Origin of the sequence: Lewinella sp. 4G2 (assembly GCF_001625015.1) — a bacterium.
Taxonomy (GTDB): Bacteria; Bacteroidota; Bacteroidia; order Chitinophagales; family Saprospiraceae; genus Neolewinella.
In genome coordinates this window covers 3,463,531-3,479,711 of the sequence record NZ_LVWJ02000014.1, presented here as the reverse complement: position 1 = coordinate 3,479,711, position 16,181 = coordinate 3,463,531, and the positions used below count along the sequence as shown (strand labels likewise).

Here is a 16,181-nt window from a genome sequence, read left to right as displayed (position 1 = left end):
ATCCGGGGATCTTAACGAAAACCCGGGATCTTTCGAGGCTTCGCCTCTCTGATCCCGGGCTATCATGGTGACCCCTACCGGGGTCGCATAAAGTAGAATGGGCCACCTGACGGTGTGCCATCGCTACGCAGGCCGGCCCTTCGGGACGGGCAGTCGTGCAGCGCCGCAGGCCTCCCCAACTCTCCAACCTCCCCTACTCCTGCGAAACAAGCGCCGCAGGCCTCTCCAACCTGTAACCCGCCGCGTAAAGTAGAATGGGCCACCTAACGGTGTGCCATCGCTACGCAGGCCGGCCCTTCGGGGCGGGCAGTCGTGCAGCGCCGCAGGCCTCCCCATCCTCTCCAGCTCCTGCGAAACGCCATTTGCAAAAGGCAGTGAACACAAGAGTCAACTCCCGTTCTCTTATGCTCTACCTCTCCTGCGAAACCCCGCCACGGGCCTCATCGACCTTTCGGACTCCTGCTTGCACGTAGTACTGCTAAGCAAAATCTAATCTCCAAACGTCCGCCCCGCCTCCTTAGCCATCATCGCGTTGATCAAAAACTGGTACCCCAGCAAACCAACCCCCGCCAGCAAAAGCAAGGTCGAATTCAGTAGGGCCACCCCCGCCAAGCCCACCAAACCAATCGCAGCCGTAGCCAGTGAGGTAATCGTCTTTTGCCGTTCCCGCACGGGATTGAGAAATGAGCCAAACGGGATCATCATTCCCACCCCAAGAAATGCACCAAGGAGTAATTGTTCCACCCCCGTGAAAGAATAGGCAACCGCACAAAAGATGCTCACGGCCAGTGACCCACCGACCAGTTTGGCCATCAACTTGTCATCGTCGTCCAACAGCAGTCGGCCGTACTTATTGGTTAGTAGGTAGAAGTTCATCAGCGGGCCGATGATCCAGGATAACAGAAACAGCCCTACGCATAGGTATACGATTGGGTAAAGGAACGGCGCCAGGTCCGGCCGGTCCCCCGCCAGCCGGCTGAGGTAGCGGACGGCGAGGTACAAACCAATCGAAATTCCGTAGGACGCCCCACCAGACAGCCGACTCATCGCCATCTGGTAGGCGAAGTACCCACGGTAGATGGGGTTCCGTGCCTTCAATCCCTCCAGCATCACGTACCGCGCCATGTCGTTTTGCGGATTCAGACTAAGGGCGTACCGGGCCCGCTCTAGTGCCTCCTTATACTTCCCCGCCGTGAGCAAAGAATAGGCGTGGCCGGCAATGGTGGATGGGTTCTCGGGGTCGAGGTGCAGCGCATCTTCGACGGTGATGGCGACGTCCTCCCGACCGAGGATACTCGCCGCCATAATGCGCAAGTTCAGCGCCTGCGTATCTTCTGGCTCGATGGCGAGCGCCTCATCCGCGTACTTGATCGCCCCGTCGTAATTCCGCTGGTTGAGGCGGATACGCGCCAGCATCGTAAAGGCATCCGCATCCCGTGCATCCTGGTCCAGAATAGCCCGGGCGTACTGCTCGGCGACGGCGTACTTATCCTCCGCCAATTCCACCTCGGCGGCGAGGTAAAGAACGACGGTATTGTCGGGGTTTTCCGCCAACAATGGCCCCATGATCTCTCGGGCTTTTTCCTTGTCCCCGGTGCTCAGTAAGACCTTGGTGTACATGATTAGCGCGTAGCCATCATCGGGGCTGGTAGCCAGGTAGGTCTCCAACAAATCCCGGGCTTCCGGCAGCCGGTCCTGTTGAAGAAAGAAGTCGAGTCTTTGTTGAAGGGCTTCGGGTGACATGTATTTCTACTGTTAAAAGGATGGACTATCCTAAATGGACGCCTCACGACGTCTCCCCTCTCCTCTGGAGAGGGGCCGGGGGAGAGGGCTAGGAGACTTGGTAGGTATACTTGGATGCACCTATGTCCACTATTCCTCTCCTACTTCAAATGCTTCAAAATATCATCGTACAAACCTCCCTTATTCGCGAAGGTAGCGTAATTCCGTGCCGTCGTAAACCACTCTGTAGTCGAAGGGCGGTGGCGCTTCGCGGCGTCCAGCAAATGTTTGGTTTGGATCGGTTCTGGTACGCCTGTTTGGATCGCCTTTTCCAGGATCGTTTCCACGGCGATATCAATCACCGCATTCAGATCGGCGCCAGAGAAATCCTTCGTGGCGCGGGCAACCTTGGTGTAGTCAACCTTACCCAGCGGCTTGCCCTCCAACTTCAGTTTCAGGATGGCCTCCCTACCCTGCTCGTCCGGCGGCGGGACGAAAATAATGCGGTCAAAGCGGCCCGGACGGCGGAAGGCGCTGTCCAGGTGCCAGGGGACGTTCGTGGCGCCAATGATGAGGAGACCATCGTTATTCGCCTCGATGCCATCCAGCTCGGCCAGGAACTGGTTGATGAGGTTGCGACCGGCGGATTGCCGCATATCGGAACGCTTCGCCCCGAGGGCATCCACTTCGTCGAAGAACAGGACGCAGGGTGCTTTCCGGCGCGCCAGGTCAAAGTATTCGGCGAGTTGCTTCTCGGAATTGCCGATCCACATATCGAGTACGTCGTTTAGACCAACGCTGATGAAGTTAGCATCGATCTGTCCGGCGGTGGCCCGGGCGATGAAGGTCTTTCCACAACCGGGTGGGCCGTAAAGCAGGATCCCGCCACCCACCTTCTTGCCATAGCTCTTGTACAAGTCCGCGTGCTTCAGGGGTTGGATGATCTTCAGGTCGATCTCTCGCTTCACCTGTTCCATTCCACCAACGTCAGTGAAACTGGTGTCGGGCTTCTCCATCAGGCGGCTGTCATCCTCGAAAGCTTCCAGGGTGAAGTCGATGTCGCGGCCCAGGCGGAAGAGGCCGTCGAGTTCGTCGTCGGCTACCTCATCGTCGTCATCTACGGCATTGCGGTAGACTTCTCCGGCCCGGGTTTGATCACCATCCTTCAGGTAAGCTTTGGCGATGAGGACGCGTACGGCGGGGGAAAGCAATACCGGGTCGTCCACCTCTTCAAAAATGATGAGGCAGGTGGAATACTTCTCCTGCGCGAAGTAGCTCTCAATGAGGTACTCCTTCAGGTCCATCGCGAAAGGTTCCTTGCGGATCAGGTGGTTTAACTCCTTGTCCAGTTCGGCGTGGTGTCCGCCCTCTTCCCGCAACGCCTCAATCAGCAGCCGGCGGATGTACTCATTATCAGGGGAAGCGGCCAGTGCCTGCCGCAGATTGTCAATATTGTTACCCATGCTCATGGTGCGTATAGGTGATGCGCTAACTGTTTCACGCAATTAGTGAAGACTGATTCCCTAAGATCAAGAATGCCGTAAATCGAGTTTCTCTTGAGCTACCGTCAATCTATACTTGATCCCAGCCATCCAAAAACCCATCAGCGTCCAGCCAATAATGATCGGGTAAAAGATCATCCGCATGGTGTTATCCAGGTCCTCACCACCCAACGCTGGGTTACCGGCGGCACCGGGGTGCAAAGAATTACCTGAGATCCGCGGAATGATGTAGATCAGAGGAATCAAGGCCGCGAAAGCGAAGATGTTGTAGCTAGCGCTCAAACGGGCTCGTTGTTCCGGATCTTGAATGGCGGCCCTCAGGGCGAAATAGCCCGCGTAAATCAACAGCGCGATCAGGGTCGTGAATTGCTTGATGTCCCAACTCCAGAAACTGCCCCAGGTGTACTTGGCCCACAGCGCGCCGGTCAGCAGGCCAAGAATGCCGAAAAGCATTCCTACGCTGGTGAAGGCGACGGACCAAAAGTCTGCACGATCGCGGTAGCTGACGATCGATGTCTCAGTAATGTGTTGCCCACGGCTTCTGCGCAAATACTTTACGGCGTACGTACAAGCCGCGATAAAAACGAACATCATCGCAAACCACAGGCTCACGTGGAAGTAGGTGTTCCGAATCGTCTCCCCCAGTAAGCCGCGGTACGGGAAGGTCATTTTGTCGCTTGTATACAGGTCTCCTTTCGCTATACCCCCGGTCCATCCGGCATTAGCCGTTTCTGTATCGGGAGGTGTATTTGCTTGGCGAATGGTGATACCGACGGCATCCACGAACGAACCGTCGTTCGGCGTCGACAGGATGAGGGGGTAGGTCTTGGCTTCTCCGGCTTCCAGCTCCGCATCCGGGAGGTACGACGGAATATCAAACCTAAGGGTAGCCCTTCGGTCGTCCTTGATCTTTACTTCGGAAGCGGAGATCGCCAGGCCATCGCCCGCCCGAACCCATGCCTTTGCACCTGCGCGAGCGCCCAACTCGTCCCGCCCAGAATCGGGAGCAGCGCCCAAGAATGAGGTGTTATAACCGATCACCTCTAGCGTCACGGATTCTCCCGGTGTAGCACTGCGTGGCGAAACGCTCACTAAGTTGGGTTTAAGCGGCACGAGCATCCCGAACACGATTCCGTATACGACGAGCAGCACGCCCAGGATTTTCCACCAATTTTGGCGCATCATTCTCTCCATGTGGTAAAGATAATCGCCCCGTGGGCGCTGACGCAGGTGCCGGGTGAAGGGGAAGGGGATTGGGATTCTTTTTGACGAAATTCTGCTAATCCTGTAGTTGGAACTATAAAGTTAACTCAACCCTCCTGGTGCTTTGGTGCTTTAGTGCTTTGGATACCAACGCACCAAAGTACCAAAGTACCAAAGCACCAATGAACGCTCCCCAAGCCAAAAAACAACCCAAAACCCTCTCCGCCCACGGCCACGACCGAATTGACAACTACTACTGGCTCAACCAACGCGAAGACAGCGAAGTGATCGACTACCTCAATGCCGAGAACGCCTGGTTTGAAGAGCGGACGAAAGGCTACAAGTCCTTCGAAGAAGACCTGTTCGAAGAGATCAAGAGTCGCATCAAAAAGGACGACGAATCCGTCCCCTACACTTCGCGCGGTTACGAATACCAAGTCAAATATAACACTGAGGATCAGTATCCTATCTACACCCGGCGGAAAGTTGACGAGAAGGACGTAAGTGTATTGTTGGACGTCAACGAACTCGCAGAACCACACGACTTCTACAACGTCGGCGGGATGTCCATCAGCGACGATAACCGCTACCTGGCTTACGGTGAGGACACAATTAGCCGGCGGATCTACACCATTCGGATTAAGGATTTGGAAACCGGTCACTACCTGCCCGACGTCATCCCCAACACGACCGGCGGCGGTGTTTGGAGTGCGGATGGCAAGTACCTTTTCTACTCCATCAAGGACGAAGCCCTGCGCCCCTACAAGATCATGCGCCACGAAATTGGCCAGGCGCCGCAGGACGACGTGGTGATCTTCGAAGAAAAAGATGAGACCTTTCGCGCCTTCGTCTACCGGGGCAAAAGCCGCAAGTACATCATTATCGGTAGCGCGCAGACGGTGAGTAACGAGTACCAACTCATTCCGGCGGATAAGCCACTAGCGGAGCCGAGGATGTTTCAAGCCCGGGAACGCAACCTGGAGTACGGCATCGCCCACATCGAAGACCGCTTCTACGTGCTGACCAATCTCAACGCTAAAAACTTTCAACTGATGGTCGTCGGTGAAGACCATACGGAAAAAGAGAACTGGCAAACCGTCATCCCCACCCGCGATGATACCTTACTGGAGGGCGTAGAATTGTTCCGCAACTACCTCGTCCTGACCGAACGTACGAATGGGCTGACCCAACTGCGCGTCGTCCCCTTAGCGGAGGACAAATCCGTCCAGCTGGATGACAGCTACTACCTCGCCTTTAACGACGAGGCCTACATGGCCTACACCGGAAAGAACCCGGATTTTGACTCTACTACCCTGCGCTACGGCTACCAATCGATGACTACGCCGGCCTCGACGTATGATTACGACCTGGAGACGCGCGAGCAAGTCTTACTTAAGCAGCAACCGGTTCTGGGCACCTTCAGCCCGGACAATTACGTAGGCGAACGCCGCTTCTCCGAAAGTCGGGACGGAACCCAGGTGCCGCTAAGCATCGTCTACAAAAAGGGCACCGAACTAAACGGGGAAGCCCCCCTCCTACTCTACGCCTACGGTAGCTACGGCCACAGTATGGACCCCTACTTCTCCTCCACCCGACTTTCGCTGCTGGACCGCGGCTTCATCTTCGTGATCGCCCACATCCGCGGCGGCGAAGAAATGGGCCGCCACTGGTACGAAGACGGCAAGCTCCTCAAGAAAAAGAACACCTTCAATGACTTCATCGACGCCGGGGAATGGCTGATTGCCAACAACTACACCCGCAGGGAAAATCTCTTCGCCATGGGTGGCAGCGCCGGTGGTTTGCTGATGGGCGCCATCATCAACCAGCGCCCCGATCTCTGGGCCGGCGTAGTCGCCCAGGTCCCCTTCGTGGACGTGGTGACGACCATGCTCGATGACAGCATCCCCCTTACCACGGGGGAATACGATGAGTGGGGTAACCCCAATGAAAAGGAGTATTACGAATACATGCTCAGTTACAGCCCCTACGACCAGGTCAAAGCTCAGGACTACCCCAACCTACTGATCACGACTGGTCTGCACGACAGCCAGGTCCAATACTGGGAGCCCGCTAAGTGGATCGCCAAGATCCGCGAACTTCGCACCAACGATAACGAACTCGTGATGAACACCAACATGGAAGCGGGCCACGGCGGCGCCTCAGGCCGTTTCGACGCCATCAAAGAAGTGGCGCGGGACTACGCTTGGGTGCTAAATCAAGCTGGTTTAGCGGGCTAACACGATGCTGACGCGGACAAAAGCAAACATGGGGTTTAGCGTATGGGTTTTAGTAGTGACTAAACTACGAGTGCATGTACCTCCTCTACGATACCAACCTGGCCGCTGACTGGCCCTACCTACTTGGAATTGCCGTAATTCTACTCGGCATGGTTCTCTACTACCTAAAGGTAAAACGCGAACAGGCCGAGCGCGCTGCTGCCCAGCACGATCCCCGCAGCCACGTTGTCAATGATTCCAATTACAATATCGCTCGGGAGGGCATGGATGGGCATCGAACCGAAGAAATGTCGCCCACCGAGGCGCGCAACGCGGTTTCTACCTTGAAGGAAACCGAACAAGTACCGACCCGGGCGGAGTACAACGCGATTAAAGATGATCTGAGCAAAGCTTGATCGAAACGCCTGAAACTAATCTACCTTTGGCCCGCCGTTACAACCGTGACGGCGGGCTTTCCATTATCCCACAATTAAGAAAGTTTTAAGACTGGTGGCGGCGACTAAATTCGTCCGCGCGGCGTCTACCAATTACTGACTGCTCCAAGCATTGAAGAAACTCGATAAACTCATGACGCGGCAATTCATTGGTCCCTTCCTGGTGACCTTTGCCATTGCCATGTTCGTCCTCATCATGCAGGCGCTCTGGCAGTACCTGGAGCGGATCGCCGGTAAGGGGCTGAGTTTCTTTACAGTAATGGAGTTGCTATCCTATAAGTGCGTCGGGCTCGTCCCGTTGGCGCTGCCATTAGGTTTACTGATCTCTTCCGTGATGGTGCTGGGTGGGATGGCCGAGCACTATGAGTTGTCCAGCATCAAGAGTGCGGGCACCAGCTTGCTGCGGATCATGGCACCGCTGATCGTTTTCGGCGTCCTCGCCGCCGGGGCCAGCTTTGCGGTATCGGATTACGTCATCCCCGCCGCCAATTTGCAATTTGGGGCCCGGATGTACGACATCAACCAGAAGAAGCCCACGCTCAATATGGAGGCCGGCTTGTTCAATACCGACTTCAGCCAATTCGCCATCCGCCTCGGTGAGCGCAACACGAATGGCCGCGATATTGCCGATGTCCTCATCTACGACCACACCAAAGCAGCAACCGGTGAACTCGCTCAGATCACCGCGGAGACCGGAGAAATGTTTACCACCGACGACGGCCAGGAGATGATCATGCGGCTCGATTCCGGTGTGCAGTATTCCGAACGGCGGCCGACCGGCAAGGCCCGGAAATCCCTTCCCTACGTCCGTACCTACTTCGATGAATACCGCAAAGTGTTCGACCTCAGTGAGTTCGCCCTCAATGAAACGGACCCATCATTGTTTGCGACCAACCGGTCCATGCTGGCGACCTGGCAGCTGCAGGCAGGGGTTGACTCTATCGATACAGACATCAAAGTGCGTAAGCAGACCATCAGCAACCATACCGTCAGCTATCTACCGCAACTCCGGCGGGATACGGTGGTCTACCGAGAAAAGGATGCGCCGAAGTTCGTCGATAAAACCTTGGAGGGGACGGCACCAGAATCCGTGAAGAGCAGCAAAGCGCGGGCTGATTCCATCGCCAACGCTGCCCTTAATGCCCAAGCGCAGCGGACGGTAACGGAGGAACTGGCCGACCAGGAGAACATGGAAGTCGTCACCCAAACGGAGGTCGAGAAGGATTCGGCTCGATTGGCCAAAGCCCGCCTCAACGTACTGGTGGTAGCCTCCAAAGATTGGCCCGGCATTGAGCGCCTGGTGGATTCGGTGAAGTGGGAATCGCGTTCGCGCATCTACAATCGTAGCCGCTCCGCCATGCGGTCCGTTGTCAGTCAGGCCAGTTCGGTCCAGCGGATTTTGCCCAGCATCTACGAAACGCGGGTCAAGTACATCTACGACATGCACATGAAGTACAGCATGGCCCTGGTCTGCATCATCTTCATTTTCATTGGCGCACCCATGGGTGCCATTGTTCGAAAAGGAGGGTTCGGTTATCCGATTCTCGTCAGCATCATCTTCTTCGTCATTTTCATCATCCTCACGATCTTTTGTCGCAAACTCGCGGAAAGCTTCGTGGTAGATGCCGCTTTGGCCGGGTGGCTCCCCTGCATCATCCTCTTTCCGGTCAGCCTCTACATCACCTCCCGCGCCATGAAGGACGCCAAGTTGGTGGACACAGATGCTGCCTTGGCACCCATCAAAAACTTCTTCAAGCGGATTTTCGGTAAGAAAGATGAGGGCGCTGCCGCAGGTGCCGAGGAAGTGAGCAAGTAACAAAGGGTAATTACCAAACGGTGGACGGTAGCGGATACTTAGTAGGATACCTGAAGTGACGGACAGGGAACAACACGGGGAGGTTGTTGCAGGGGAATGCTCACGGAAGCCCGATATTGCGACCCGATGATCGCCCCCAAACCCCAAGTCCGGACGGAACGCTGGCCCAGTCAGTTTGCTAAGCAAAACTGGCCTTTTCTGGTGGTGGCGCTTCTGCTGGTGCTGGGTAACTCTTACTTGTTGTTCACTTCCAACCAGGGGGATGCCCTAATTGCCATCAATCAGCTACGCCGCCCTGCTTACGATGTCTTTTTTAAGGTTGGGACTCACTTCGCCGAGCCTGTCGCTTACGTTGCCGTCGTTCTGATTGTAAGTGCCTTCAGCTACCGGAAGGCGATCTTTTCCGTGGTGAGTGGCGCGGTCGCCGGCATCCTGGCGGGCTTAGCGAAACTATACTTCGGCCAGGCCCGCCCCATGCGTTGGTTCTTCGATAATTACGAGGAGGTCTGGCACGGCCTGAACCACTTCGAAGAAGAATGGCGCAGTTGGGACGCCTTCAGCAGCTTCCCCAGCGGGCATACCGCCTCCGCTTTTGCGCTGTATGGATTTCTCGCCTTCAACGCCCGCCGCGGCAAATTGAGCGTGTCTTTGGTCTGTCTAGCCATCGCGGTCATGGTAGGCTTCAGCCGAATGTACCTGCTCTATCATTTCTTGCGAGACGTGACCGCTGGAGCCGTCCTGGGCCTGCTCGTAGCCATCTCCGTCTATTACCTTCAAGACCGCCTCTCAAGCAGGTACACACTGCTTGACATTGGTTGGGCGGATAGGTTTCGAAAGCTCCCGCCGGTGCAAGGGCAGGTGCCCGTCCCGTAATGAGACCTTATTAAGTTAGATTTTAAAGCTCAGACGGCGCTGTCTAAAATCTAAAATCCAACGTCTAAAGTCTCTCCAACAATCATAAATGGAAAAGGCATCCTTGTCCCAAAGCAATTACCTTTGGCGGCAGTAAAAAGACTAACAATGCCCTACCCTACCATCGCCGTAATCCGAGAAGGAAAAGTCCCACCAGATAGCCGGGTGCCGTTAACTCCCGAACAGGTAGCGGAACTAAAAAGTCGGGGTATCGACATCGTAGTGCAACCCAGCGAAGGGCGCGTCTTCAAAGACAGTGAATACGCGGATTTGGGCGTCCCCATCGTTGAGGACATCAATGACCGGGAGTTGCTACTAGGCGTAAAGGAAGTACCGATCGATCAACTCATTCCGGGGAAGACCTACTGCTTTTTCGCCCACGTCGCTAAAGAGCAACCGTATAACCAGAAGCTGATGCGGGCCCTCTTGGATAAAGGCATCCGGATGATCGATTACGAATACCTTACTGATGACCGAGGGCGGCGCCTGATCGCCTTTGGCTACTGGGCTGGCATGGTGGGCGCCCACAACGCTATTTGGACCTACGGCAACCGGACCGGAGCCTTCTTCCTCCCCCGCCTCAAAGACCTGTTTGATTACGAAGCCGCTAAGGAAGCCTACGCTAAACTGGAATTACCGCCTATACGGGTCGTACTCACCGGTACCGGAAGAGTTGGAAAAGGTGCGGCTCAGGTACTCACCGACATAGGATTCGAAAAGGTGACTCCCGAGGACTATCTGGACGGAAAAGGCAAATCTGTGTTTACTCAGCTGAAAGTAAAAGACTACGCAGCTTTACCCAACGGCGAAGACTTCACCAAGCAGGAGTTCTACGCTGACGGGGAAGCATTCATCAGTAAATTTGCCCCCTTTGCCGCCATGTCGGATGTATTCGTGAACGGCATTTTCTGGGATGGTAAGGCTCCGGCCTTCTTCACCAAAGAGGAAATGAAAGGTGATGATTTCCGTATCAAAGTGATCGGTGACGTCACCTGTGACATTGCGCCGGCAGCATCGGTTCCCTCAACGTTGTATGCTTCCACGATTGCGGAGCCGGTTTTCGGTTATGATCCCCAAACCGGTAAGGCTACGGATGCCTACCGGGATGATTGCATCGACGTCATGTCCATCGATAACCTGCCCAGCGAATTGCCGCGCGATGCCAGTGCAGCCTTCGGGGCTACCTTCATCAAGAAGATCCTGCCTGAGTTTGAAAAGGACCAATCCGACATTCTGGATCGCGCCAGCATCACCGTCGGTGGAGAGCTAGGACCGAAGTACGGGTACCTCGAAAGCTACAGCAAGGGAGGCGAATAGACCTTCGTTAAGTTTTGTCAATAATACGAACGGCCTCCGCCAGATTTTGCACAGGTGCGTAGAGGTTATCTTTCTTGAACCAGGTCACCTGTCGCTTAGCGTAGCGGCGGCTGTTCTGTTTGATGAGTTCAACCGTTCGCTCTAGATCATACTCCCCAGCAAAGTAGGGCCACCACTCCCGGTAGCCGACGGTTTGCAGGGAAGCTAGTTGGCGGTATTTACTGAGGGACTTAACCTCCTCCTGTAGTCCAGCCTCCAGCATCAGATCTACGCGGCGGTTGATCCGGTCGTACAGCTCCGGTCGGAGAAGATCTGTCGTCAGGTAGATGGGTTGGAAGGGCCGCTGTGGGCGCTTCCCCAGGAAGGAGGAGTAAGGTAGACCCGCCGTCACACTTACTTCGAGCGCCCTTTGTACCCGTCGCTGATTTTGGCGGTCAACTACCTTCGCGTAGTTCGGATCCAGCGTATTCAGGTGGGTCAACAATTCTTCGAGGCCTCCCCCATCCCACCAGCTTTGCACCTGCGACCGCGCCGCATTGGTCACTGCAGGAAATTCGTCCAGGCCTTCGGCAAACGCGCGGAGAAATAAACCACTGCCCCCCACGAGGATGAGGTGACTGACGGTAGTAAACTTTTGTTGGTACAGTTCGAGCGCTTCGGCGGCGAACCGGCCGGCAGCGAGTGGCTCCGTGACGCTTCGGTCCGCGATAAAATGATGGGGCGCAGCCGCTAATTCTGATGCATTCGGCCGCGCGTTACCGATGGACATCTCCCGGTAGAACTGCCGACTATCACCGCTGATGATCTCCGTCCCGTAATGCTGAGCGAGTTCGATGGCGAGCCTGGTCTTCCCACTAGCGGTGGGCCCACCAACGACGATTAGCTTGGTGCGTTGGTCCACTAAGCAACGGGTTCCAGAATGCCGTGGACGAAGCGTTCCGTTGCTGTGGCGACGTCTTCCTGCCCCGCAAGCGCACGAATGAAGGCACTTCCGATGATGGCACCGTTCGCGTATTCACAGGCGGTCCGGAATGATTTGGCGTCACTAATTCCAAAGCCGATGAGTTTCGGTTGAGGTAGATCGAGCGCGGCAATACGCGCGAAATAGGCTTTCTGCTCCTCCGTAATCTCTCCTGCCTTACCGGTGATGCTGCTGCTCGATACCACGTAGATGAAGCCCGTGGAAAGCGCACCGATTTGCTGAATACGCTCCTCCGTAGTCTGAGGCGTGATGAGAAAGGTCACCTGGAGATCATACTTCTCCGCGATGGGCCGGAATTCTTGTTCGTACTCGAATACGGGTAGATCGGGTAAAATCAGTCCATCCGCACCAGCTTCCTTGGCGGCTTTGGCGAAGCGCTCCATTCCGTATTGCATCACTTGGTTGAAGTAGCCCATCAAGACCATTGGGACCTGCGTTTTGGCGCGGGCTTCTTTGAGTTGCTGGAAAAGTATGTCCAGCGTAAGGCCGTTATTCAGCGCTTGCATGCTACTCTTCTGAATAGTCTCGCCGTCGGCCATCGGGTCGGAGTACGGGACCCCGACTTCGATGAGATCTGCCCCCGCATCAGCCAAACTGGTGATGATCTCGACGGTATCATTCAATTTTGGGTAGCCAGCCGTGAAGTAGACGTTTAGCAGGTTGCTGGATTTCTCCTGAAAGAGTTTTGTGAGTCGATTCATTGGGCATCGCTTTGATCGAGGTAAGTAGAAAAGGCGGCGAGGTCCTTATCCCCGCGACCACTGAGGCAAACCACGATGACGTCGTCCGGGCCATACTCCATCTGATCCAGAGCAGCGAAAGCGTGGGCCGTTTCAAGGGCGGGGATGATGCCTTCGGTACGGGAACAGAACAGAGCGGCGGCGAGCGCATCTTCGTCGGTAACCGCAATGGCTTCCGCCCGTTTGCTGTCAATCAGGAACGCGTGGAGCGGCCCGATGCCGGGATAATCCAGGCCTGCGGAGATGCTGTAGGGTTCCACGATTTGGCCATCGTCCGTCTGCATGAGCAGGGTGCGTGATCCGTGAATGATCCCTTCCGTGCCGAGGACGGAGGTAGCCGCGCTTTCACCGGAGTGAACACCAAGGCCAGCCGCTTCCACGGAGACGAGGCGCACCCGGTCGTCGTTGAGGTAGTGGTAGAATGCGCCGGCGGCGTTGCTCCCGCCCCCAACGCAGGCGACAACGGCATCCGGATAATCGCGGCCCAGCTTTTCTTGAAGCTGCCATTTCATCTCTTCGGAGATGACGGATTGGAAACGCGCTACCATATCCGGATACGGATGCGGACCAACCACGGAGCCGATGATGTAGTGGGTATCCTCCGGGTTGTTGATCCAGTCGCGAATGGCCTCATTTGTGGCATCCTTGAGGGTCCGGGAACCACTCATGGCAGGGCGAACTTCCGCACCGAGCATCCGCATGCGGGCAACGTTAGGTGCCTGGCGGGCGATGTCGACCTCTCCCATGTATACGATGCACTGGAGACCGACGAGGGCACATACCGTAGCCGTGGCAACGCCGTGTTGCCCCGCACCGGTTTCGGCGATGATGCGCTTCTTACCGAGGCGCTGGGCAACAAGAATTTGCCCGATGGTATTGTTGATCTTGTGGGCGCCGGTGTGGTTAAGGTCTTCCCTTTTCAGGTAGATCTGTGTGCCAAAGTGCTCACTCATACGCTTGGCAAAATAGAGTGGACTTGGCCGCCCGACGTAGTCCTTGAGCAAGTCGTCAAATTCCTGCTTGAAGGCGGGGTCCGCCGTCATTTCGCGGTAGGTTTTACGCAGCTCTTCAATGTTGGGGTGCAACATCTCTGGGATGTAGGCGCCACCGAACCGACCGTAGTAGCCGCGCTCGTCAACGTCGATGTGGGGTCTCTTTGTCATGGTAGTTTATTTACTTGCACTTACTACTAAGCTTTGATGAGCGAAGCCATTCTGCTTTTGGTAAAGTTGATGAGATTTTTGATCATCACCCGTCCGTGTTCCGTCATAATGCTCTCGGGGTGAAACTGCACGCCGAATATTGGATACTCACGGTGCTGGAGGGCCATCACGCCGCCAAATTCGCCGGTGGCAGTTTGCACCAATTCGGCGGGCATCGTTTGCGGATCAATCACCCAGCTGTGGTAACGGCCGGCGTTGAAGGCTTTTGGAATTTCCGCAAAGATCACGTCGTCATCAGTCGAGCGTTCCATGGTGGTTTCAATACCGTGGTACACCTGGTCCAAATTCACGAGCTCACCGCCAAAGGCTTCTCCAATCGCCTGATGGCCGAGGCAAACACCAAAGATGACTTTTTCAGCAGCGTAGTTTTTGATCAGGTTGGGCATGATGCCGGCTTCCTCCGGAATTCCAGGCCCTGGAGAAAGTACGATGAGATCATACTTCGCTATTTCATCAAGATCAATCTCATCGTTTCTAAAGACATCGATGGACTCCCCTACCTCTTCCTCGATGTACTGGACGAGGTTGTAGACAAACGAGTCGTAATTATCAAGAACAAGTATTTTCAAAATGAGAAAATTTTGGATGAGTAAAACAAATGTGCCATCTATTGAATATCGGCGGCAACTAAATTAGATCAATGGTAAATCTTCCGCCTTATCTAACGCCTTCGTGAGGGCTCCCAACTTGTTGTAGACCTCCTGACATTCACTCTCCTCGTTGGAGGCAGCTACTATTCCCGCCCCCGCCTGGTAGTACAGCGTATTATCCTGGCTAAAGAAGGAGCGGATCAGGATCGCCTGGTTCATCCCACCGTCAAAAGTGATCAAACCAATTGCGCCACCGTAGAAGCCACGTTGCTGGTTCTCGTACTGATTGATCAGTTCCATCGCCCGATATTTTGGCGCGCCGGAAAGCGTTCCGGCGGGAAAAGTGTCGCCAAAAATCCGGACTGTCTCATTGGTTGATTCCAAGTCCCCAACAACCGTAGAGACGAGGTGAATGACGTGGCTGTAATAGTGCACCTCCCGTAAACTTTCAACGCGTACCTTTTTGGTATGGCGGCTCAAGTCGTTACGAGCCAGGTCCACCAGCATGACGTGCTCGGCATTTTCTTTGGGGTCCGCCAGTAGTTTTTCGGTTGCGCGTTTGTCTTCGGCGGGGTTACCAGTCCTGCGGTAGGTACCCGCGATGGGATTGACCGTTGCCCGCCCCTTTGCAATTACCATTTGGCTCTCGGGGCTCGACCCCATGATCCGGTAATCTCCGTAGTCGAAGTAGAAGAGGTATGGGCTGGGATTAATACTGCGGAGGGCACGGTAGACCTGGAATTCATCCCCCCGAAAATGCTGCATGAACTGGCGGCTGAGGACCAATTGAAAAACGTCCCCACGGCGGCAGTGGTATTTCCCTTTCGCCACCATGTTTTTAAAGTCCTGATCGGACAGGTTAGATGACTCTTCGCCAAGCCGGCGAAAGGGATGCACTCCCCCACCCCGTTTGATGGCGGCCTTGACCTTTTCGACCTCGCTGGCAGCACCAGCGGGCAGGTTTTCGATGATCATCAACTCATCCCGGTAGTGGTGGAAGACCAATACGTACCGGTAGAGATGGTAGCGGATGTCTGGCGCACGCAGCACCTTAGGGTTATTAAACTTGAGGGTATCGAAGTACTGGACCCCTTCAAAATTGGTGTGCCCCACCAGGCCGTTGAACTGCTGAATGAGCGGATCCGCATCGTCTCCCCGCAGCTCAAAACTGCCCAGAAATGCCTGCAAGGTATCGGATACCGTATTGACACCCTTAGCTGCCAGTTTAGTCTCTAGTGGCTGGCCAACAACCTCGGTTCGGATCACGCCGTCCGCTACCCGGAAGGAAGCCAGTGTTTCCAGCCCGATGACTGAGTAGTAATGTTCGTTGTCCCGACTCTCGTTGGATTCCAGCAAAACGGGGTCCGTAAAATCATCCCGGAGGGCCAGGTAGAGCAGCACCGGGGTCAGGTGGTCCGCCGTCATCCGGGTGGTCCGGACGGTGATCTTTGTTTTGGTAGTCGGGGAAGCTGTGTCAGTCAAGGAGAATAATTAATGTCGGAA

The 16,181-nt window shown here is 55.3% G+C and carries 13 protein-coding genes; 5 read left to right on the top strand and 8 right to left on the bottom strand.

Annotation, left to right across the window (positions count from 1 at the left end; all coding sequences use genetic code 11):
- Window positions 1–489: 489 nt before the first annotated feature.
- From A3850_RS14450 to A3850_RS14440, 3 genes are all read right to left on the bottom strand, one after another.
- A complete protein-coding gene (locus A3850_RS14450; RefSeq protein ID WP_068217907.1) occupies window positions 490–1,743 on the bottom strand; it encodes a lipopolysaccharide assembly protein LapB in 1,254 nt (417 codons plus the stop codon).
- Window positions 1,744–1,883: 140 nt separating this feature from the next.
- A complete protein-coding gene (locus A3850_RS14445; RefSeq protein ID WP_157501231.1) occupies window positions 1,884–3,185 on the bottom strand; it encodes an ATP-binding protein in 1,302 nt (433 codons plus the stop codon).
- Window positions 3,186–3,251: 66 nt separating this feature from the next.
- The gene (locus A3850_RS14440) at window positions 3,252–4,409 is read right to left on the bottom strand and encodes a cytochrome c biogenesis protein (protein WP_231915329.1); all 1,158 of its coding nucleotides are present in this window, start codon (window positions 4,407–4,409) and stop codon (window positions 3,252–3,254) included.
- A 200-nt stretch (window positions 4,410–4,609) separates the two neighbouring features.
- Between A3850_RS14440 and A3850_RS14435 the strand changes: the two genes are divergently transcribed.
- The 5 genes from A3850_RS14435 to A3850_RS14415 all read left to right on the top strand — a co-directional run bounded on the left by A3850_RS14435 (window position 4,610) and on the right by A3850_RS14415 (window position 11,143).
- Complete coding sequence (locus tag A3850_RS14435) at window positions 4,610–6,664, top strand: S9 family peptidase (protein WP_068219817.1); 2,055 nt, start codon at window positions 4,610–4,612, stop codon at window positions 6,662–6,664.
- 74 nt (window positions 6,665–6,738) lie between these two features.
- A complete protein-coding gene (locus A3850_RS14430; RefSeq protein ID WP_068217898.1) occupies window positions 6,739–7,059 on the top strand; it encodes a hypothetical protein in 321 nt (106 codons plus the stop codon).
- A 172-nt stretch (window positions 7,060–7,231) separates the two neighbouring features.
- Entirely contained in the window at window positions 7,232–8,914 is a 1,683-nt protein-coding gene (locus A3850_RS14425) for an LptF/LptG family permease (protein WP_197494064.1), read from the top strand.
- A 126-nt stretch (window positions 8,915–9,040) separates the two neighbouring features.
- Entirely contained in the window at window positions 9,041–9,787 is a 747-nt protein-coding gene (locus tag A3850_RS14420; protein ID WP_068217892.1) for a phosphatase PAP2 family protein, read from the top strand.
- A 147-nt stretch (window positions 9,788–9,934) separates the two neighbouring features.
- Window positions 9,935–11,143, top strand: coding sequence for an NAD(P)-dependent oxidoreductase (locus A3850_RS14415; RefSeq protein ID WP_068217889.1), 1,209 nt, complete (start codon window positions 9,935–9,937; stop codon window positions 11,141–11,143).
- A 7-nt stretch (window positions 11,144–11,150) separates the two neighbouring features.
- On the opposite strand, the gene miaA is transcribed toward A3850_RS14415, so the two are convergent.
- From miaA to A3850_RS14390, 5 genes are all read right to left on the bottom strand, one after another.
- Window positions 11,151–12,044 (bottom strand): tRNA (adenosine(37)-N6)-dimethylallyltransferase MiaA, encoded by an 894-nt coding sequence (miaA, locus tag A3850_RS14410; RefSeq protein WP_068217886.1) that lies wholly within the window; start codon window positions 12,042–12,044, stop codon window positions 11,151–11,153.
- Window positions 12,044–12,826 (bottom strand): tryptophan synthase subunit alpha, encoded by a 783-nt coding sequence (gene trpA / locus A3850_RS14405; RefSeq protein ID WP_068217882.1) that lies wholly within the window; start codon window positions 12,824–12,826, stop codon window positions 12,044–12,046. The genes miaA and trpA overlap by 1 nt, the downstream gene beginning before the upstream one ends.
- Entirely contained in the window at window positions 12,823–14,028 is a 1,206-nt protein-coding gene (gene trpB, locus A3850_RS14400; RefSeq protein ID WP_068217879.1) for a tryptophan synthase subunit beta, read from the bottom strand. The genes trpA and trpB overlap by 4 nt, the downstream gene beginning before the upstream one ends.
- Before the next feature lie 26 nt (window positions 14,029–14,054).
- A complete protein-coding gene (locus A3850_RS14395; RefSeq protein WP_068217877.1) occupies window positions 14,055–14,657 on the bottom strand; it encodes an aminodeoxychorismate/anthranilate synthase component II in 603 nt (200 codons plus the stop codon).
- Window positions 14,658–14,720: 63 nt separating this feature from the next.
- Entirely contained in the window at window positions 14,721–16,160 is a 1,440-nt protein-coding gene (locus A3850_RS14390) for an anthranilate synthase component I family protein (RefSeq protein WP_231915328.1), read from the bottom strand.
- Window positions 16,161–16,181 lie beyond the last annotated feature (21 nt).